This is a genomic window from Acinetobacter sp. SwsAc5 (assembly GCF_013391485.1).
GTDB classification, from domain to species: Bacteria; Pseudomonadota; Gammaproteobacteria; order Pseudomonadales; family Moraxellaceae; genus Acinetobacter; species Acinetobacter towneri.
In genome coordinates this window covers 1-20,941 of the sequence record NZ_JACAXD010000031.1, presented here as the reverse complement: position 1 = coordinate 20,941, position 20,941 = coordinate 1, and the positions used below count along the sequence as shown (strand labels likewise).

The window sequence follows — 20,941 nt, the reverse complement described above, 5'->3', positions numbered from 1 at the left end:
ACTATGAAAACAATACTTTTGGTTCCTACTGAAATTGGTGTTGGCTTAACATCAGCATGTCTAGGCTTAATTTACGCTTTGGAATGCCAAGGCGTAAAAGCAGGTTTTTTAAAGCCTTTCTCGCAAGAATTACAGCCAGAAGCAGACCGCACTACAGCGTTGTATCGTCATTTATTCAAGCATGAAACTGTTGAGCCGATTGCTTATAGCACGCTGACTGAACGCTTAAAGAATGATGAAAACGATGAATTGCTCGAAGATGCAGTGCGTTTACATCGTGAAATTTCTAAGCACCATGACGTGATTATTGTTGAAGGCGTGTTGCCAAACGGACGCGATCCTTTTGCAACTGAACTGAATGCCACTTTGGCCAAAGCACTTGATGCAAAAGTCATTATTGTTAGCAATGCCGACATTAACAATGCTGCAAAAACAGCTGCCAAAGTAGACAACCAATTACGTTTCTTTGGTGGCGCAAGCTGCGAACGTACTGCGGGCGTATTATTCATGCGTACCAAAGGTTTGCCAGAAGATTCTGCACAAATTCCAGTTACACTTGATCCAAACTTACGTTTGATTAGCGACACCAACCAATTCGTTAGTGCGATTCAAACCACGCACCCAATGATTGGTAAAGACTGTATGCCTGTAATTGGTTTAGTACCATTCAGCAATACTTTAAGTGTGCCACGTATGTCTGACTTGGCTGCGCACATTTCTGCTGAATGGATTAGCCAAGGTGAAGCTGCGCAGCGCCGTGTTCTACACAGCAGTCTGATTGCATCAAACATCGAACATGAAATGCACAAATTTGTTGCAGGCGAACTGATCATCAGTGGTTCTGACCGTGTAGATGTATTGCTTGCTAGTAGCTTAGCTAGCAGCAATGGTATTCCACTTGCAGGTTTGGTCTTAACTGAACATCAAGCACCAAGTGCACAAGCTTTAGAATTCTGTCAAACGGCGATCAAAAATGGCTTGCCAATTTTACACACCAAATTGAGTACCTTTGACACTGCACAACAATTGTTAAATCTCAGCAATGAAATTCCTGTAGATGACACTGAACGTGCTGAACAAGTTACACGTTTTGTTGCGAGCCACATCAACGCTGACTGGTTAACGCAATTAATTAGCGATTCGCACAAACCACGTTTATCGCCTTCTGCATTCCGTCACGAATTGGTGCAAAAATCAATTGCAGCAAAAAAACGTATTGTATTGCCTGAAGGTGATGAACCACGTACCGTTCAAGCTGCAGCAATTTGTCAATCACGTGGTATTGCCCACTGTATTCTATTGGCAAAACCTGAAGCTGTCGTAGATGTTGCCAAAGCACGTGGTATTGAACTTCCACACGATTTAGAAATCATTGATCCTGATTTGATCCGTGAAAACTATATCGAAAAAATGGTGGAAATGCGTAAAGGCAAACTTACTGACGATCAAGCACGTGAACAGCTGCAAGACACTGTCGTATTAGGTACGATGATGTTAGCACTTGATCAGGTTGATGGTTTGGTGTCTGGTGCTGTGCATACTACAGCCAATACAGTTCGTCCCGCATTCCAGCTCATTAAAACTGCACCTGATTATTCATTGGTATCTTCAGTATTCTTTATGCTGTTACCAGATGAAGTATATGTGTACGGTGACTGTGCGATTAACCCAGACCCAGATGCTGAACAATTGGCTGAAATTGCGATTCAATCTGCTGACTCTGCAAAAGCGTTTGGTATTGACCCACGTATTGCCATGATTTCTTACTCAACTGGTACTTCGGGTGCAGGTGCTGACGTAGAAAAAGTAGCGAAAGCGACTGAAATTGCGAAACAACGTCGTCCTGACTTACTGATTGATGGCCCATTACAGTACGATGCAGCATCGGTTGAAAGTGTTGGTCGCTCTAAAGCACCAAACTCTCAAGTTGCAGGTCGCGCCAATGTGTTCATTTTCCCTGACTTGAACACAGGTAACACGACGTATAAAGCAGTACAGCGTTCTGCTAACGTGGTGAGTGTTGGCCCAATGCTACAAGGCTTGAACAAGCCAGTGAATGACTTGTCACGTGGTGCATTGGTAGATGACATTGTGTTCACGATTGCATTGACTGCGATTCAGGCAGAGCAACAAGCAGCTCAATAATTCGTAAAGTTAAGTTTTACAAACCACCTGATTGAAAAATTGGGTGGTTTTTTTATTCCACACTGTAGATTCATAGATCACTACAAAAATTGATTAGCTCCATCCAATCTATTTTTAAAACCTCTGCGCCAACCACACCGTATGCCCTGCACAGTCCTGATCTTCCGCGAGCATTTTCACAACTTTAAAGCCATAATCTTTTAACAATTGCCGATATTCATCCTGCGACAAACTGGCGTGATAAAGTGCTTCACCAAACATTTCCCCAATCGCCTCACCCGCAGCAGGTCCACTGCTAAACATTAAAACTGTATTGGCGGTAGACCATTGCGCAAATTTCTCGAACATGCAGCGCTGATCGTTTGGCGTTAAATGAAAAAAGCTATCCCACGCCAAAATACCATCAAAGCACCGATTCAAGTTCACTGAGCGCATATCGGCTTCAATCCAGCACTGTTCAGGAAAATGTTCACGTGCCATCTCCAGCATGCTGTCTGCGCTATCTACCCCTGTAAGTTGATGCCCATGCTGTAATAGATATGCAGCAATAGGACGCCCCGAACCACAGCCCAAATCTAATATTTTGGCCTGCGCAGGCAAATAAGCAAGAAAACGATCCAGCCAAGTTTTTTCATATAACAACTGACCGCGCAAGTCTGTCCACGCTTTTGCATGCCGTTGATAAATGGGGATAATCTGAGCAGCTAAATGCGTGTGATCATTCATATTTACCCCAAACATCATTCCAAAGAAGTCTTTGAACATAGCTGAATTTGCACCAACAAAACAGCAAAATCATGGCCCGTTTTGACGACATAATTTTATGGATATTTCACAAATTCTCTCAAGCTAACGACTGATATTAAACTTTCGCCCAAAGCTTGATCAAAGTGCCCACAATCGCTGCATTTTATCTTATAATTTAGCCCGCTAGCTATCCGCCCGCTCAAGAGATTTTTGATATGACAACTATTATCAAGCAAGATGACTTGATCACTTCGATCAAAGACGCGCTTCAGTTCATTTCCTACTATCATCCACAAGACTTCATCCAAGCGATGAGCCGTGCTTATGATCGTGAAGAAAACAAAGCTGCGAAAGATGCGATTGCACAGATCTTAATTAACTCACGTATGTGTGCAGAAGGTCATCGTCCAATCTGTCAAGATACTGGTATCGTAAACGTATTCCTTGAAGTGGGCTTAGACGTTAAATTTGATTTAACCATGGGCTTAGATGATGCAATTAACGAAGGTGTACGTCAAGGTTACCTAGAAAACTCAAACGTACTTCGTGCATCGGTATTGGCTGATCCTGCATTTGGTCGTAAAAACACCAAAGACAACACCCCTGCAGTAATTCACTACAAACTCGTTCCGGGTAACAAAGTAGATATTACAGTTGCTGCCAAAGGTGGCGGTTCAGAAAACAAATCTAAATTGGCCATGCTGAACCCATCTGACTCAATTGTAGATTGGGTACTTAAAACTGTTCCGACTATGGGCGCAGGCTGGTGTCCACCGGGTATGCTTGGTATTGGTATTGGTGGTACTGCCGAAAAAGCCATGATGCTTGCAAAAGAAGCACTCATGGAAGAAATCAACATGGACGAATTATTACGTCGTGGCCCACAAAACAAAATGGAAGAACTCCGTATCGAGATCTTCGAGAAAGTGAACGCACTTGGTATTGGTGCACAAGGTTTAGGTGGTTTAACCACAGTTCTTGATATTAAAATCAAAGACTACCCTTGCCACGCTGCAGGCAAACCAGTGGGTATGATTCCAAACTGTGCGGCAACTCGTCACGCACACTTCCAGTTAGATGGTTCAGGTGTAGCGCATATTCAAGCGCCTAAACTTGAGGACTACCCAGAAGTAACTTGGGATTCATCTAAATCTAAACGTGTAGATTTAGACAACATTACCCAAGAAGAAATGAACTCTTGGCAGCCGGGCGACACGTTGTTATTAAACGGTACAATTTACACAGGTCGTGACGCTGCGCATAAACGCATGGTCGACATGATCAACAATGGTGAAGAATTACCAGTCGACTTAAAAGGCAAATTCATTTACTACGTTGGCCCTGTTGATCCTGTTGGTGATGAAGTCGTTGGCCCTGCAGGTCCGACAACTGCAACTCGTATGGACAAATTTACTCGCCAAGTCTTAGAACACACAGGTTTGTTCGGTATGATTGGTAAGGCAGATCGTGGTCCTGCAGCAATTGAAGCGATCAAAGATCACAAAGCGACTTACCTCATGGCTGTAGGTGGTGCGGCTTACCTCGTATCTAAAGCAGTACGTGAAGCAGAAGTGGTTGCTTTTGAAGACTTAGGTATGGAAGCAATCTACAAGTTCAAAGTTGAAGATATGCCTGTTTCTGTTGCGGTGGATGTAAACGGTACATCAATCCACGCCATTGCACCAAAAATCTGGCAAGCTAAAATTGGTAAAATTCCTGTTGTAGACGCTGCAGCAGAATAATTTTCCAATACAGTGATAAAGAAAAAGCACCCAACTTTGGGTGCTTTTTTATGCGTGCTAGAAATGAATAAAAGCAATGCACAAGATACAGATGAAAAACCTTACCAGGTTCTAGGATCCCACAACTTAAATGGCTGGGTTAAATGCACATCTTCTGCAGGGTCATATTTTTCATGCTTAATTTTTTGTGGCTTTTTGCGTAACTTCCCTGTGTGCTGATCTTCCGCAACAAAGTTATAGCTTTCTGTTTTGAGTTGGGTAAATGCGATTTCCTGTTGTGCGGTACTTGTAGGCATTAAAATTAAAGGCCCTGAAACTTCCTTACGTGTACTCAAATTTTCTTCGTCATACTTAATAAAATACGACTGCCCTGCCTGCACCTGAAAATCTAAATACTTCGGTTTTTGAAAATGTAATGCCCCCAAAGGACGACTCACACTCAGACGATACGCGCCCGGTGCCAGTTCAACCCAGTAATAATGATTGTGCAATAAACTTGGAATCCGATGTTTGTTGATAAACATACTAGCAGCGACAATTTCCTGTCTGTTCCATTTAGAATCTGGACGATATAAATACACGATGGCAGCATCGGCATGTTGTGCCTGAACAGGTTTAAAATTTTGCCCTAGTTTTTGATTGACCCAACCACCAATGGTCATCATGCCCAAACGGTGTTGTTCTACAAAACCAGGTTTTTGTTCTAAATCTAAAACTTTTAAGGTACTAGGTGGTTGCGTTTGTTGCACCACGTTTTTTTTGCCATGACATCCCAGCAACATTAAACTGGTCACGACCAAGATTGCGACACCACGCATGTCTATCCCTCACTGCGTTTCTTATTTTTGTAAATCACGTTTTTGAAATCACGCTGCAAATTCATTTTGCAATTGTTGTTTTGAATAATGGGCATCCACGCCTAGGTCTAAGATTAACACTGCCTTGATTTTTTTGACAATAAAAAAACGTGCCGAAACCTAGCGTTTCGGCACGTTTCAGACGAATAGCGTATTAAGCAGTTTTGCTGTCTAATACTTTTAAGTCAATTTTTTCTGCTGCAGGTTCTTCTGTTTGAGGCTGACGTTCGGTCTGAAATTCAGGTTTAGCACCTTCTTCAATCACCGCTTCAGTCACTACCACTGTGCCAACATCGGTACGGCTTGGCAGGTCATACATGGTTTCAAGCAAAGCATTTTCTAAAATAGAACGCAAACCACGTGCACCTGTATTACGTTCAAGGGCTTTTTTCGCCACTGCACGTAAAGCCGCCTCTTCAAAGACTAAATCGACATTTTCCATCTCGAATAAGTATTGATACTGACGGGTTAAAGCATTTTTGGGTTCAGTCAGAATTTGTAATAATGCATCTTCATCCAGTTCATCTAGTGTTGCAATCACTGGCAAACGACCAATAAACTCTGGAATTAAACCAAACTTCACCAAGTCAGTTGCTTCTACCTGACGGAATAAATCAGACAATTTCTTGCCTTCATCTTTTTTCTTCACGTCTGCAGTAAAACCAATCCCACCTTTTTCCTGACGTTGCTGTACAATTTTCTCTAAACCAGAGAATGCACCACCACAAATAAACAGGATATTTGAGGTATCAATTTGAATGAATTCTTGCTGCGGATGCTTACGACCACCTTGAGGTGGAATAGATGCGACCGTGCCTTCAATCATTTTAAGCAAGGCTTGCTGAACACCCTCACCTGATACATCACGGGTGATAGATGGATTTTCAGACTTACGCGTGATTTTGTCGATCTCATCGATATAGATAATGCCTTTTTGTGCTTTTTCTACATCGTAATCAGCTTTTTGTAACAGCTTTTGCACAATGTTTTCGACATCTTCACCCACATAACCCGCTTCGGTTAATGTGGTTGCGTCTGCCATTGCAAAAGGAACATCCAGTAGGCGCGCCAAAGTCTGTGCAAGTAAGGTTTTACCCGAACCTGTAGGCCCAACTAGCATGATGTTACTTTTTGAAATTTCGACAGTATCGTCTGCCTTATGCCCTTGCTGGGTCACTTTCAGACGTTTGTAATGGTTATACACTGCAACCGATAAGGTTTTTTTCGCAGTATCTTGACCAATTACATACTGATCAAGCGCAGCACGAATTTCATGTGGTTTTGGCAATGGACGTGTTGCCCAATCACCCGACTCAACTTGTTGACTGGTCTGAACCAAGTCTAAGCATACGTCCACACATTCATTACAGATGTATGCGTCCTCGCCTGCAATCAGCTTCCCGACTTCAGACTGCGTTTTACCGCAAAATGAACAATGTTTTTGTCCCTGAGGATGTTCGGACATAGTCACTCCAATATCTCAATCTTTAAAACTTATGGACGTTTTGTTAAAACTTCATCCACAAGACCGTATTCCTTCGCTGCCTGCGCAGTCATGAAGTTGTCACGGTCGGTATCTCTTGCGACAGTTTCATAGTCCTGACCACTATGTTCTGCCATTAAACGGTTCAAACGCTCTTTAATGAATAGAATTTCACGCGCATGAATTTCAATATCTGATGCCTGACCACGGAAACCACCCAATGGTTGGTGAATCATAACGCGGGCATTCTCAAGACAGTAACGCTTACCTTTTGCACCTGCGTTGAGCAGGAAAGCACCCATAGATGCTGCTTGTCCCATACAGTAAGTCACGACGTCTGGTTTAATAAATTGCATGGTATCGTAAATTGCCATACCTGCAGTCACTGAACCACCTGGTGAGTTAATGTAAAGGTGAATATCTTTATCTGGGTTCTCAGCTTCTAAAAACAACATCTGCGCCACAATTAAGTTCGCCATATTATCTTCGACTTCACCCGTCAAGAAAATGACACGTTCACGTAAAAGACGTGAATAAATATCAAAAGAACGCTCACCACGAGATGATTGTTCGACCACCATGGGAATTAAAGCATTTTCAATTGTTGGAACATACATAATGGTTATTTATTCCTAAATTCTTGTGACACGACTCATGTTCACAATATGAGGGATAATTGTCTAAATTGCAAAATATTCACGGCTTAAATCGTAGATATTTTGAGTTAAATGCGATCAATCTCTGAAAAACTGAAAACCGCGATGCAATAAAAAAGGCGCACGAAGCGCCTTTTTGTATCAAAGCAAATTAGCCTTGTTGACGAGCTTGCTGCTCTTTCAATAAGTCTTCATAGCTTACAGTTGTATCTGTAACTTTTGCAGAAGCTAAGATGTGATCTACAACCTGGTCTTCTAAAACAACAGCTTCAATTTGTGAACGTTGTTGTTTGTCGTTTTTGAAGTATTCAATCACTTCGCTTGGATCTTCATAAGAAGAAGCCATGTCTTCGATGTAAGCATCTACACGCGCTTGATCTACTTCAAGTTTAGCATTTTCTAATACTTTGCTAACCAATACGCCAAGTTTTACAGATTTTTCAGCTTGTTCTTTGAACAATTCATCTGGAAGCATGCTTGAGTCAAATGCTTTTGCACCTTGCGCACCAAACTGTTGTGTGAATTGCTGAATCATTTGTTGACGTTGACGGTCAATTTCTTGAGCAACCATTGCAGACGGAATTTCAACTTCGTTTGCCGCAACGAGTGCATCAAAAGTTGCGCCTTTTACTTGGTTACGTAAACCGTTTTTCACTTCACGTTCCATGTTTTTACGAACGTCAGCTTTTAACTTTTCTACGCCTTCTTCTTCAGAAATACCGAAGATTTGTAGGAATTCAGCATCAATTTCTGGAAGTTTTTGCTTTTCAACCAGCTTCAATGTGATTTTGAATTGTGCTGCTTTACCTGCAAGGTTCGCTGCTTGGTAGTCTTCAGGGAAAGTTACATCAATCACTTTCTCTTCGCCTTTTTTCATGCCCACAATACCATCTTCAAAACCAGGAATCATGCGACCAGAACCAAGTACCAGTTTAAAGTCTTCAGCAGCACCACCTTCAAACTTCTCGCCATCTACAGTGCCTTCAAAGTCAAAAGTCACTTGCATGTCTTTTTTTGCCATGCCTTTGGTTTCTGCCCAAGAAGCACGTTGCTTTTGAAGATTTTCAAGCATTTGCTCAACGTCTTTGTCGTTCACTTCTGAAGACTTACGTTCAACTTCTAAACCTTCAAATTTCACTTCAACTTCTGGATAAACTTCAACTGTCGCTTCGTAAACTAAAGCGTCGTCTTTCATTTCAGTTTTTTCGATATTTGGCATACCAACAGCGTTGATTTTTTCTTGTTGGATTGCTTCAAAAACGGTGTCACGAATAATGTCGTTCACCACTTCTTGATAAATACCCGCACCGTATTCACGACGAACAACGTTTACAGGCACTTTACCTGGACGGAAGCCGTTGATCTTCACAGTTTTGGCAGTGCGTTTCAAGCGAGCTTCAAACTGCTCGTTAATACGGCTCGTCGGTACAGATACATTTAAACGACGGGCAACGCCCGAAACCGCTTCAGAAGTTACTTGCATGGCTTCCTCGATATAGTTAGTAATAACAGTTTATAAAAAAGTGCCACATTATATGACAACATTAAAGGATATACAAAATACGTTCTGATCTCGACTGAATTTTTTTAATCGTCACGCTATTTTCTGTAAATTTTCAACTTTGTGTATATTTCTTGTTGTAAATAAGAATCCTTATCATTATTATTAACCAACTCCTTCATGAATGATTCTAATTACCATATAGGTCTGAATTAGGATCATTGATTCATATTAGAGATATAATTTTATGGCTAAGTTCAACCTACACCCGCTGTGTCTTGCATTACTTGGGGCAACCTCTACTGCTGTTTTCGCAAATACCTCTACCGATTCGACTTCAACCCACCAACTTTCCACAATTGTGGTTTCAGCGGCAGGTTTTGAACAAAAAATTAAGGATGCGCCTGCATCAATTACGGTCATTAGCGCAGAAGATTTAAAAAATAAACGTATCAACTCCATTGCTGATGCCTTAGTTGATGTGGAAGGGGTTGATATTAGTCCAACAGCAGGAAAAACAGGCGGACTAAATATTCGTATTCGCGGGATGGATGCTGAATACACGTTGGTACTGATTGATGGCCGCCGCCAAAACAGTACAGGTGATATTACCCCTAATGGTTTTGGTGAATCGAATAACAGTTTCATTCCGCCAATTTCTGCAGTTGAGCGAATTGAAATTATCCGAGGACCCGCTTCTACCCTTTATGGCTCAGATGCCATTGGCGGTGTCGTTAATATTATCACCAAAAAAGTTTCACCAGAATGGACAGGTGCTGTCACACTCGAAGGGACAATTAACCCAAACTATTCAGATTTTGGCAATCAACGCTCAGTAGATGCCTACGTTACTGGTCCATTAATTCAAAATTTACTTGGTATTCAATTACGTGGCCGTAAAGCGGAGCGTGATCAATCTCATATAACCCCAGATGCCAATTCAGATACCGAGTTATCTCAAGGTAACAGCCCAACCAAATCTGATTTAGAAACTCTTGGTGTTCGCCTAACACTAACACCTAATGATAATCATGATATTTCTGCTGAATATGAGCAAACCGAACAATGGTATGACAATAGTAAAGGGCAATTGGGTACTTTAGGTGCAGATGGAGGATATAACTCCTCTCAAGAATATAATCGTGAAAAAGTAGTTCTAGCTCATACTTGGCGTACCGATATTGGTACTTTGGATTCAAGTATTAGCAATACTCAGACCGAAACTGTAGGACGTTTAATTCCAGCACGTGCTCAGAATTTGTCAAAAACTGTCACACCTCGCTTACTTGAGAGTGAAGATACTATTTTTGATACAAAGTTCACCACACAACACTTTAGTGGGCACAACATAACACTAGGCGGTCAATGGTGGGATGCAAGCATTAAAGACGGCTTACGTGTGAATAAAGAAGTTTCTTTTGATCAACTCGGTTTGTTTGCAGAAGATACTTGGGCATTAACGGATAGCTTAGCTCTGACTTTAGGTCTACGTTTTGATGATCACAGCACTTTTGGTGATTTTTGGACACCTCGTGCGTACCTCGTTTGGAATGCAAATGACAATTGGACATTTAAAGGCGGATATTCTGAAGGATATAAAGCACCACGTTTAGAACGCTTAACCAATGGTATTTATAATGTCAGCGGCCAGGGACGTAACCCAGTTTTTGGTAATCCTAATTTAAAGCCAGAAACGAGCAACAACTTTGAGTTAGCTGCATATTTCAATAATAACGATAATTTTGATGCCAACATTACTGCCTTCTATAGTCAGGTAGAAGATAAAATTGTAAATGGTAATGCTGAACTAAAATGTGACACAGATACCAATAAAGCAGCTTGTGAAGCATTTATGGACTCCATTGGAACACCGTGGACCATGGATTATTATAAAAGCAAAGGGCAAACACGAGCAGACTCATGGAATGTTACTCGTCCAACTAACGCAGAAGAAGCCGAGGTTTATGGAATCGAAACTGGTTTCAATTGGGAGTTTATCCCTGCTTGGAAATTTGGTCTAAATTACACTTGGACAGAAACCGAAATTAAAGATTCCAAGTTGGGTAATCCACCTTTAAACGATACTCCTGAACATATTGTAAATGCTTCTTTAAAATGGCAAGCAGCTGATTACGTGAATCTATGGGCTCGTGGTGAATACCGAAGTGAGCGTGCTCGTTTTACATCAACTTATGAAAACTTAACTGCTGCCAACCAAAAGGTTTATGATGAATTAGGTGACTTTAAATCTTATGCCTTATTCCATATTGGCTCTAATTTTACCGTAAACGATAATTGGGATATTGGTGTCGCACTGTACAATGTTTTTGATAAAGACTTTACCGATTACGAACTAATTGATGGCAGTTATTACAACCGCCACAGCAACACCCAAGAAGGTCGCCGTGTTCAATTGAGTACAACCTTTAAATTCTAAACTCGCTTTATATTTCTCAAACCCTGCTTCGGCAGGGTTTTCTGTCTTTATTCCCAAGCCTTTCACGTTTACATCGTTTTATTAAATAAAAATATTGATAATGATTATTATTTTCAAATAAGAATCAAAAGAAAGTGTCACCCCACACATTGTTGTTGATAATGATTCTCAATACAATTAGCAACACTTGTTATAGACGTCATAACAACAACTTCACACTTTATTCATCTTGAACTAAAAACGCTGAATAAAGCGTGGCCTCCTGTTGGTTTACATTTAGGGAACTACCATAAATGGCACAGATCAAAAGCAGCAAACACAATCGCTCTGCGCAACTGATGGCTTTAGCCGCCTCTCTTCCACTACTTGCACATGCCGCAAGCCCTGAAGATGACGTCACCCACTTACCTACCATTACGGTTAAATCAGAAGCCGAAAGCAAATACAAGGCAGACAGTTTAAGCTCTGCAAAATACACACAGCCGTTGTTGGATACTCCACAAACCATATCTGTAATTAAAAAAGAAATTTTGCAGGAGCAAGGTGCAACCTCGTTGGTTGAAGCCTTACGCAACACTCCAGGCATTACTCTACAATTGGGAGAAAATGGTAATACCAGCGCAGGCGATGCCTTTCAAATGCGAGGTTTTTCTACCCAAACCTCAACTTATGTCGATGGTATTCGAGATTTAGGTGCTATCAGCCGTGATGTCTTTAACCTTGATCAAATTGAAGTTGTCAAAGGCCCATCGGGTTCAGAAGCGGGTCGTGGTGCAGCATCGGGTTATATCAATTTGGTCAGCAAATTACCGCAAAGTGAAAGCAGTCAGGAAATTTCTGCAACTTACAACACAGCACAACATACAAGACTTTCTGCAGATATTAACCAGGCTATCAATCCAAATACCGCCTTTCGCCTGAATGTGATGGGTCAAGAAGGCGGCATAGAAGGACGCGACTATATTGAAAACAATAGTTATGCCATCGCCCCTTCTATTGCCTTTGGATTAAATACTGCCACACGCCTGTATTTATATTCTCAACACATCAGACAACGCAATATTCCAGATGGTGGCATTCCAACTGTGGGCATGCAAGGCTTTTACAATACCGATTCACTGTTAGCCACTGCGCCTAAAGTCAATCGGGAGAATTTTTATGGCCATGTCAATGACTATGAAGATGTCGATGCTGATATGTTCACCGCAAAAATTGAAAGTGATTTAACAGATCGACTCAAACTGACCAATATCACCCGTGTAGCGAAAACCCACATGAATCGGGTTTTAACAGGCATCAATACAGGTGCAAATGGTCTTCGAACCAATGGTTCATCAAACCCTGCCGAATGGGAAGTGAACCGCTCCCGCCAAGGCGTCGATCAAGAAAATAAAATTCTGGCCAATCAAAGCACTTTAAACTGGAGTGTCAAAACGGGGGCAGTACAGCATGATGTTGTTGCAGGCATGGAGTTTTTAAAAGAACAGCAATCTAGCAAACTCATGGCAACCCAGCTGCCTGGCGAAGCCACTGCCGATACACCGTGGGCCAATCTTTATCACCCAGACCGCAATCAAGCCATGCCAGCGCTTATTTATAATGGCGGTTATACCGATGGTGAAACCCAAACGGCAGCCGCATATTTATTTGATACTCTAAAATTTGGGGAGCATTTTCAACTGAATGGTGGCGTACGGGTCGATTATTATGAAACAGATTATCAAGGGCTTACTCTGCCACGTGGGGGAAATGCTTTGGTGGCCACAGATCTGAGCACCCACGATACGCTGTTCAGTTGGAAACTTGGCGCTGTGTATAAGCCTACGTTAAATAGCAGCATTTACGCTGCGTATGCAAAATCGCTGACTCCGCCCGGCAGCGCCAACTTTAGCCTGTCTGAATCGGGCAATGACGCAATCAATGCCAAGCCTCAAGAAACCCATCATTATGAAGTAGGCAGCAAATGGGAGTTACTCCAAGGCAAGCTGGCTTTGGCTGCTGCAGCGTATCGTACAGAAAATGAAAATCAATCGACTATAGATCCAATTTCTCAGCTTGCTGTACAAGAGGGTAAAAAACGGGTCGATGGCATTGAGTTGAGTGCCGTTGGTCAAATGACCGAAAACTGGAATTTGTCTGCAGGCGTTGCGCACATGAAAGTGAAACAACTCAATCAACGTTCAACGAGTGCCACAACCTTATCGGAACGTTGGTCGCCTGAATGGACTGCAAGTTTATGGTCAACCTACGACTGGGCGGGCTTTAAATTAGGTTTGGGCGCGCGTTATGTCGATGAACAAAAACGTGTTGTGACTGACAGCAACGCACCAGCCAACATGCCAAATATTCCAGGCTATGTCGTGTTTGATGCATTGGCAGGCTACAACTTCAACAAAAATGCCTCGTTAAATTTAAACCTTTATAACCTTGCCGATAAAGAATACATCAGCACGTTAAACAATGGTGGTGGTCGCGTTGTACTTGGACAGCCGCGCTCAGCAGCACTCAGTTTGAATTACAAGTTCTAAGTTGTTGCAGCTAATCTGTGTTCCTCTACAAACAGGCTGCAGATATGGGTTCGAGGGATAGATCATTTTGCATACTGTCTATCGCTCGAACTTTGCATGTTGAACAACGCTGTCGAATATTCGGCTGTTTGAATTAAAACTTTTTCAGGAAGAATCGATATGATGCTTCACATTCCAGAAGTTCTTAGCAAAGTGCAAGTCCAACAGATTCGCGCTGAATTGGACACTGCAGCTGCATGGCAAAATGGTCAATTCAGTGCAGGCGCACAAGCACAGAAAATTAAACAGAATTTACAATTTGACCTGCAGCATCCGAGCTATGTAACTCTGTCACAAGACATCCTCAGTGCACTAAAACAACAGGCTTTATTGCAGTCCTTTGCCTTGCCGCTGCACATTCTGCAACCCATGTTCAATTGTTATCAAAACACAGGAACTTATGGCAATCATGTCGATAATGCCGTGCAATATTGTGCACAAGTACGACGCCCGATTCGCACCGATGTATCCATGACCCTATTTTTAAGTGAGCCTGAAGAATATCAGGGCGGTGAACTGATCATTGAAGATAGTTACGGTAGCCATGCGGTTAAACTCAATGCAGGCGATGCCATCGTATACCCTGCCACCAGTTTACATAGAGTCGAACCTGTCACCGCAGGTCAAAGAATTGCAGCATTTACATGGTGTCAAAGTATGGTCAAAGATGACTGGCAACGCAGTATGTTGTTCAATTTAGATATGACTATTATGCAATTGCGTCAACAACTTGGAGATACAGCAGAAGTATTGGCACTAACCGCACATTATCACAATCTGATTCGTCAATGGAGTCAGTTATGAATACCACGCCATTGGCAGCTTTGAATCACATCCCGCCACATTTACACACCATTGCCGACTATCAAAAACAGGCGCAATTACATTTAGATGCAGCCACTTGGGCCAATTTAGAAGGCGCTGCAGGCGATGAATATAGTCTGAACAACAATTTACGTGCGTTTGCCGATATTCAATTATTGCCCCGTCATTTAAATACTTTTGCAGGGGCAAATACGCAAATTCAGCTCTTGGGCGAACAGTATCCACACCCAATTTTTTTAGCACCCGTGGCTTACCAACAACTGTTTCATCCACAGGGCGAAATTGCCACAGCGCAAGCGGCAGCCGCCCTACAAGCCCCCATGATTCTCAGTCATTTAAGTACCACTTCAATGAGCACACTGAATCAGGTTTCGGGCGCGGCAAAATGGTTTCAACTGTATTGGCAAGGCAGTCGTAAAGCTGCTTTGGATTTGATTTTTCAAGCGCAACACTATGCCTATCAAGCCATTGTACTCACGGTTGATGCACCGCACATGGGCATTCGAGATCGGGAACGTCGCGCTGCTTTTCAATTGCCTGCACATATTCGGGCGGTATATCAATCATCTGTAAATACCACTCCGCTTAAGGAAAATCAGCACCCTCTTTTTGATGGATTGATGCAGCAGGCTGCCACATGGGAAGATATTGCTTGGTTGCTACAACACAGTCCACTGCCTATTTTACTCAAAGGTATTTTACATCCTGCCGATGCGCAGCAGGCATATCAGTACGGAGCACACGGTATTATTGTGTCTAATCATGGTGGCCGAATTTTAGATACCGCGGTCAGCCCAATTCAAATTTTAGGCACGATGCGAAAAATTTTATCGCACGATTTCCCAATTTTATTAGACAGTGGGATTCGTCGTGGCACAGATATTTTTAAAGCACTGGCCTTGGGAGCAAATGCAGTTTTGGTCGGTCGTCCGTATATTTATGGCTTGGCAGTTGCTGGCGCGCTAGGGGCAGCGCATACTATCAAGTTGTTAAAAGAAGAATTTGAAGTCACAATGGCACTTATGGGAACAAACTTCATCGAACAAATCAACAGCAGTTATATTTATCAACAAAACAGCCAATAGCAGAAAAATATTTCACAACACATGCAGTATCTGTAAAAAACAGGGAATTATTACCCTTGCAGATCAATTAACATACAGATATTGGTTTACAAGTGCCATGATTCTACTTTTAGCGATAGCCTCCTGAAAACAGCTTGTAAATTGATAGAATAGACACAATCTATATTTATAGTAAGTTGCCGTTATCCACGCGATGCAACCGCTACTATTCAAGGAGTTTTCACATGATGTTGGCAGATCCAAGCAAAAAATACCGTCGTATGTACCAGCGTGTCGACTTACCAGACCGCCAATGGCCAAATAACGAAATTACCAAAGCGCCAATTTGGATGAGTACCGACCTACGTGACGGTAACCAAGCGATCTTTGAGCCAATGAACATCGAACAAAAATTCAAAATGTTCCAAATGCTTGTGAAAATTGGTTTTAAACATATTGAAATTGGTTTCCCATCGGCATCTCAAGTTGACTTCGATTTCACGCGTAAATTGATTGAAGAAGGTCATATTCCAGATGACGTATATATTGAAGTCTTAGTACAGGCACGTGACCATTTAATCGCACGTACTTTTGAATCTTTACAAGGTGCTAAACGTGCGATTGTGCATATTTATAATGCCAACTCACCAACCTTCCGCAACAAAGTCTTGAATGTTGATGTTGCGGGTGCTAAACAATTGGCGATCAATGCAGCTAGCAAAGTCAAAGAATACGCAGCGAAGCAACCTGAAACAGAATGGGTATTCCAGTACAGCCCAGAATGTTTTACTGCAACTGAGTTGGAAGTGGCTAAAGATGTTTGTGATGCCGTGACTGAAATTTGGGAAGCATCGCCAACCAATAAAGTCATTTTAAACTTGCCTGCAACAGTGGAAGTGTCTACACCAAACGTGTATGCAGACCAAGTTGAATGGATGCACCGTAACATTGAGCGTCGTGATGGCGTGATCATTTCAGTACACTGTCACAATGACCGTGGTTGTGGTATTGCCGCTTCTGAATTGGCCATCATGGCGGGTGCAGACCGTGTAGAAGGTTGTGTATTTGGTAACGGTGAGCGCACAGGTAACGTAGACGTTGCGGCAATTGCCTTGAACATGTACACCCAAGGTGTTGCACCTGAGTTGGATTTCTCAAACATCAACGAAATTATTGCAACAGTTGAAGAATGCACAGGCTTGCCAGTACACCCTCGTCATCCGTACGCAGGTGACTTAGTCTTTACTGCATTCTCTGGTTCACACCAAGACGCAATTAAGAAAGGTTTTGAGTTCCAGAAAAACGAAGAAATTTGGGATATGCCTTACTTACCAATTGACCCGAAAGATTTAGGTCGTGACTATGACGCAGTGATTCGTGTCAACTCACAATCGGGTAAAGGCGGTATTGCTTACTTGTTAGAATCGAACTACAACGTGACTTTGCCGCGTCGTTTACAAATCGAATTCTCGCAAATTGTGCAACAGCGTACCGATGAACAAGGTACAGAAATTAGCGCAAGCGAAATCTGGAACTTGTTTAAAGAAACTTACGTTGCGGTAAAAGATGCGCAATATGCAACGCAAAACTACAAATTGTCTGATGAAAATGGCAATCAAGTCATTGAACTAGATGTTGTAGTAAATGGCGAAACCCAGCACTTACGTGGCGAAGGCAATGGCCCAATTTCAGCGATCTTAAACGCATTGCAATTGCCAATTGATGTCTTGAACTACGAAGAGCGCAGTATTAGCTCGGGCGCACATGCAAAAGCGTTGGCTTTAATTGAATTGCAAGTGAAAGGCACAGGTAAATCTGCCTTTGGTGCAGGGGTACACGACAACATTGTGACCTCATCAATTGATGCGATCATTGCTTGTACGAATCGCTTGATTGAGCAAGGTGTTTTAAGCACGGATCAAGTGGTTGCTGCCGCAGTTTAAAACGCTGCAAACGCATAAAAGCATTTTGAAAAGGATACCCCAAGTGGTATCCTTTTGTTTATTCATCCTCAGGATTTAAGGCGAATTATTCCCGTGTCTTTTCCAGCTGACTCAGTAGGCATTGTTGTTCCAGAAAAGTTCCAATTTGAAGAACCCCTAGAGCTCGAATGTGGCCGTGTTCTACCCCGCTTCGAACTGATGGTCGAAACCTACGGCACGCTCAATGCCGACAAATCCAATGCGATTCTGATCTGTCATGCACTATCAGGGCATCATCATGCTGCAGGTTATCATCATGCCGACGATAAAAAAGCAGGCTGGTGGGATGCCTGTATTGGCCCGGGAAAAGCCATTGATACCAACCACTTTTTTGTGGTGGCCTTAAATAATATTGGCGGATGTAACGGCTCGACTGGCCCAACATCGCCAAACCCTGAAAATGACAACCGCCCTTATGGCCCTGACTTCCCTTTAGTGACGGTGCGAGATTGGGTCAAAACCCAAGCCATGCTGTCTGACCGTTTAGGCATTGAGGTTTGGTATTCAATTATTGGCGGCTCTTTAGGTGGCATGCAGGCTTTGCAATGGTCGGTTGATTATCCTGATCGTCTGAAAAAATGCGTCATTATTGCCAGTGCACCAAAACTCTCCGCACAAAATATTGCTTTTAACGAAGTCGCGCGTCAGTCGATTTTATCTGACCCAGATTTTCATCATGGGCGTTATTTGGAACATGACAGCTATCCAAAACGTGGATTGATTTTGGCACGCATGGTCGGACACATCACCTATTTGTCTGAAGAAGCCATGAAACAGAAATTTGGTCGTGACTTAAAATCTGGCAAGTTTATGTATGGTTTTGATGTCGAATTTCAGGTCGAAAGCTATTTGCGCTATCAGGGCGAACAATTTAGCCGTAATTTTGATGCCAATACCTATTTAATTATGACCAAGGCACTGGATTATTTTGATCCTGCACGTGAATACGAGCAATCCTTACAAAAAGCCATGGCGAATACAAAATGCAAGTTTTTAGTGGTGTCTTTTACCACCGACTGGCGCTTTAGCCCTGAGCGTTCGCAGGAAATTGTGGATGCGCTAATTAGCAATCATAAACCTGTCAGCTATTTAGATATTGATGCCGAACAAGGACACGACTCGTTCTTGTTCCCAATTCCACTGTACGTGAAAGCCATGCGTGCATTCTTGGGCGGAACAGAACATCTTCAAGCAACCCCACAGGAGGCCGTGTAATGCGTCTTGATCAGCAACTTGCCGAAAAGTGGATTAAACCCAATTCTAAAGTACTCGATTTGGGTTGTGGCGATGGTGAACTGTTGGCACACATGAGCAAACAGCATAATATTCGTGCATACGGATTAGAAATTGATCAAGAAAAGATTGCAATTGCGATCAGTCGCGGGTTAAATATCATCCAACAAGACTTGAATTTGGGGCTTAGCCGTTTTGCAGACCAGTCTTTTGACTATGTGGTCATGGCACAAGCCTTGCAAGCAGTAGATGCACCTGACGTATTATTAAGAGATATGGTACGTGTGGGTAAACAGGCGATTATTACCTTTCCAAACTTTGCGCATTGGAAGACTCGTTCTTTTCTTGCCTTAAAAGGAAAAATGCCTGTTTCAGATGCATTACCTTATATGTGGTACAACACCCCAAATATTCATTTATGTACGTTTCGTGATTTTGAGGCACTTTGTGCTGAAAATAATATTCGCATCATTAACCGACTTGCCGTGAATGGGAATCAACAAGATAGTTTACTCAGTAAGCATCTGCCTAATTTGTTTGGTGAAGTCGCAATTTATCGAGTGAGCGCTCTATGAAAAAACTATTATTAAGCACCACGCTATTGGTTGGACTGTTGAGCATTCAAGCCCATGCAGATTATGTTTCACCGTCATCTTCTGTAGCGAGCCAAGCGGCTCGATATTCAACCATGGATATTAACGGCTTGATTAAAGCAGCCAAAGCAGGTCAGGCAGGCGCACAATTTTACTTAGCGACAAAATATCAACAAGGTAAAGACGTTCAACAAGACAACCGTCAAGCGTTTGCTTGGTACAAAGCTGCGGCAGATCAAGGTTTATCGGCTGCGCAATTAAATGTAGGTCGTATGTTGGCGGATGGTATTGGCACGAAAAAAGACGAAGTCTTAGCACGTCAATATTTTGAAAAGGCGGCTAGCCGTGGTGATAACCGTGCCAGCTTTAACCTTGCCATGATGGAAGAACAAAAGAAAAACTATATGGGCGCGTATCAGTGGTATGAGTTATCTACCCGTGATGGCATGCTCGACAATAAAGTAATTTCTTTGTCTGAAGGTAAGAAAACCGCTTTGGCAGCTAACTTAACTCAAGAACAAATTCGTCAAGCACGTGACCGCGCAGACCAATGGATTCAAGCGCAATAAATTTAACTACGTTTGAAGTGATCTCAAAGCACCTTCGGGTGCTTTTTGTTTTATCCGAAATAAACTGCCTGCATGGCCTGTAGCAGTTCAGGACTGAATTCTTCTACTGCAGCAGAACCTAATACCGCATCTATACCACAATGCGGACAAATTGCGGTTTGCTCATCATCACACCAATCTTCAATTTCGCTATAAGCAAAAGTTTCCAGACAGTAAAAACAGCCAGAACGCTCACTTTGCTGCAATAATGTACGGTGCTGACTCGAATAACGGTAGATCTCTGAAATTTTGCTCATCATGATTCCCCTATTTTTTTATATCTCAGCATAATTGGTATGTATTAAAAGGCGGATTCAAGCGGCAAGTGCAACAGTATAAAAACCAGCCATAACTTCACTCGGTGTATACCAACTTAGTGTTTTTCTAGGACGATGGTTGAGTGCAAATTCTATCTGCTCTATTTGTTCGTTTGACACGTCATCAAACGATGATGATTTTGGCAGATATTGACGGATTAAACCATTCGTATTTTCATTTCTA

At 42.4% G+C, this 20,941-nt stretch carries 17 protein-coding genes; 10 read left to right on the top strand and 7 right to left on the bottom strand.

What is annotated here, in order from left to right:
• The first annotated feature begins 3 nt into the window (after positions 1-3).
• Complete coding sequence (gene pta, locus HYG89_RS13950) at positions 4-2,145, top strand: phosphate acetyltransferase (RefSeq protein ID WP_178868006.1); 2,142 nt, start codon at positions 4-6, stop codon at positions 2,143-2,145.
• A 114-nt stretch (positions 2,146-2,259) separates the two neighbouring features.
• On the opposite strand, the gene HYG89_RS13945 is transcribed toward pta, so the two are convergent.
• On the bottom strand, positions 2,260-2,871 hold the full coding sequence (locus tag HYG89_RS13945) for a class I SAM-dependent methyltransferase (protein ID WP_131260570.1): 612 nt from the start codon (positions 2,869-2,871) through the stop codon (positions 2,260-2,262).
• A 236-nt stretch (positions 2,872-3,107) separates the two neighbouring features.
• On the opposite strand from HYG89_RS13945, the gene HYG89_RS13940 reads away from it, so the two are divergent.
• Positions 3,108-4,634: a fumarate hydratase gene (locus tag HYG89_RS13940; protein ID WP_178868004.1), complete on the top strand. Its 1,527-nt coding sequence runs from the start codon at positions 3,108-3,110 to the stop codon at positions 4,632-4,634.
• Between the two features lie 101 nt (positions 4,635-4,735).
• On the opposite strand, the gene HYG89_RS13935 is transcribed toward HYG89_RS13940, so the two are convergent.
• From HYG89_RS13935 to tig, 4 genes are all read right to left on the bottom strand, one after another.
• On the bottom strand, positions 4,736-5,452 hold the full coding sequence (locus tag HYG89_RS13935) for a DUF2846 domain-containing protein (protein WP_178868002.1): 717 nt from the start codon (positions 5,450-5,452) through the stop codon (positions 4,736-4,738).
• 193 nt (positions 5,453-5,645) lie between these two features.
• Positions 5,646-6,956 carry an ATP-dependent protease ATP-binding subunit ClpX gene (gene clpX / locus HYG89_RS13930; RefSeq protein WP_178868000.1) on the bottom strand — a complete coding sequence of 437 codons (1,311 nt, stop codon included), beginning with the start codon at positions 6,954-6,956 and terminating at the stop codon, positions 5,646-5,648.
• Positions 6,957-6,985: 29 nt separating this feature from the next.
• Positions 6,986-7,591, bottom strand: a complete 606-nt coding sequence (clpP, locus tag HYG89_RS13925) for an ATP-dependent Clp endopeptidase proteolytic subunit ClpP (RefSeq protein WP_019836825.1) — start codon at positions 7,589-7,591, stop codon at positions 6,986-6,988.
• Between the two features lie 190 nt (positions 7,592-7,781).
• Positions 7,782-9,113, bottom strand: a complete 1,332-nt coding sequence (gene tig / locus HYG89_RS13920; protein ID WP_178867998.1) for a trigger factor — start codon at positions 9,111-9,113, stop codon at positions 7,782-7,784.
• Between the two features lie 265 nt (positions 9,114-9,378).
• Between tig and HYG89_RS13915 the strand changes: the two genes are divergently transcribed.
• The 8 genes from HYG89_RS13915 (at position 9,379) to HYG89_RS13880 (ending at position 20,401) form a co-directional block, all read left to right on the top strand.
• Positions 9,379-11,568, top strand: coding sequence for a TonB-dependent receptor domain-containing protein (locus HYG89_RS13915; protein WP_070153237.1), 2,190 nt, complete (start codon positions 9,379-9,381; stop codon positions 11,566-11,568).
• A gap of 293 nt (positions 11,569-11,861) precedes the next feature.
• Positions 11,862-14,096 (top strand): catecholate siderophore receptor Fiu, encoded by a 2,235-nt coding sequence (locus tag HYG89_RS13910; RefSeq protein ID WP_178867996.1) that lies wholly within the window; start codon positions 11,862-11,864, stop codon positions 14,094-14,096.
• Positions 14,097-14,255: 159 nt separating this feature from the next.
• Entirely contained in the window at positions 14,256-14,939 is a 684-nt protein-coding gene (locus HYG89_RS13905; RefSeq protein WP_178867994.1) for a Fe2+-dependent dioxygenase, read from the top strand.
• A complete protein-coding gene (locus HYG89_RS13900; RefSeq protein WP_178867992.1) occupies positions 14,936-16,045 on the top strand; it encodes an alpha-hydroxy acid oxidase in 1,110 nt (369 codons plus the stop codon). The genes HYG89_RS13905 and HYG89_RS13900 overlap by 4 nt, the downstream gene beginning before the upstream one ends.
• A gap of 224 nt (positions 16,046-16,269) precedes the next feature.
• Positions 16,270-17,967 carry a 2-isopropylmalate synthase gene (gene leuA, locus HYG89_RS13895; protein WP_178867990.1) on the top strand — a complete coding sequence of 566 codons (1,698 nt, stop codon included), beginning with the start codon at positions 16,270-16,272 and terminating at the stop codon, positions 17,965-17,967.
• A 93-nt stretch (positions 17,968-18,060) separates the two neighbouring features.
• Positions 18,061-19,221, top strand: a complete 1,161-nt coding sequence (locus HYG89_RS13890) for a homoserine O-acetyltransferase (RefSeq protein ID WP_104852561.1) — start codon at positions 18,061-18,063, stop codon at positions 19,219-19,221.
• Entirely contained in the window at positions 19,221-19,814 is a 594-nt protein-coding gene (gene metW / locus HYG89_RS13885) for a methionine biosynthesis protein MetW (RefSeq protein ID WP_004974832.1), read from the top strand. The genes HYG89_RS13890 and metW overlap by 1 nt, the downstream gene beginning before the upstream one ends.
• The gene (locus HYG89_RS13880; protein ID WP_004974831.1) at positions 19,811-20,401 is read left to right on the top strand and encodes a tetratricopeptide repeat protein; all 591 of its coding nucleotides are present in this window, start codon (positions 19,811-19,813) and stop codon (positions 20,399-20,401) included. The genes metW and HYG89_RS13880 overlap by 4 nt, the downstream gene beginning before the upstream one ends.
• Before the next feature lie 50 nt (positions 20,402-20,451).
• Here HYG89_RS13880 and HYG89_RS13875 read toward each other — a convergent pair whose 3' ends face one another.
• Both HYG89_RS13875 and HYG89_RS13870 read right to left on the bottom strand, forming a co-directional pair.
• Positions 20,452-20,697, bottom strand: a complete 246-nt coding sequence (locus tag HYG89_RS13875; protein ID WP_225530414.1) for a cytoplasmic protein — start codon at positions 20,695-20,697, stop codon at positions 20,452-20,454.
• Positions 20,698-20,754: 57 nt separating this feature from the next.
• On the bottom strand, positions 20,755-20,941 hold a 187-nt coding region (locus HYG89_RS13870; protein WP_178867988.1), incomplete at its 5' end, for an IS30 family transposase.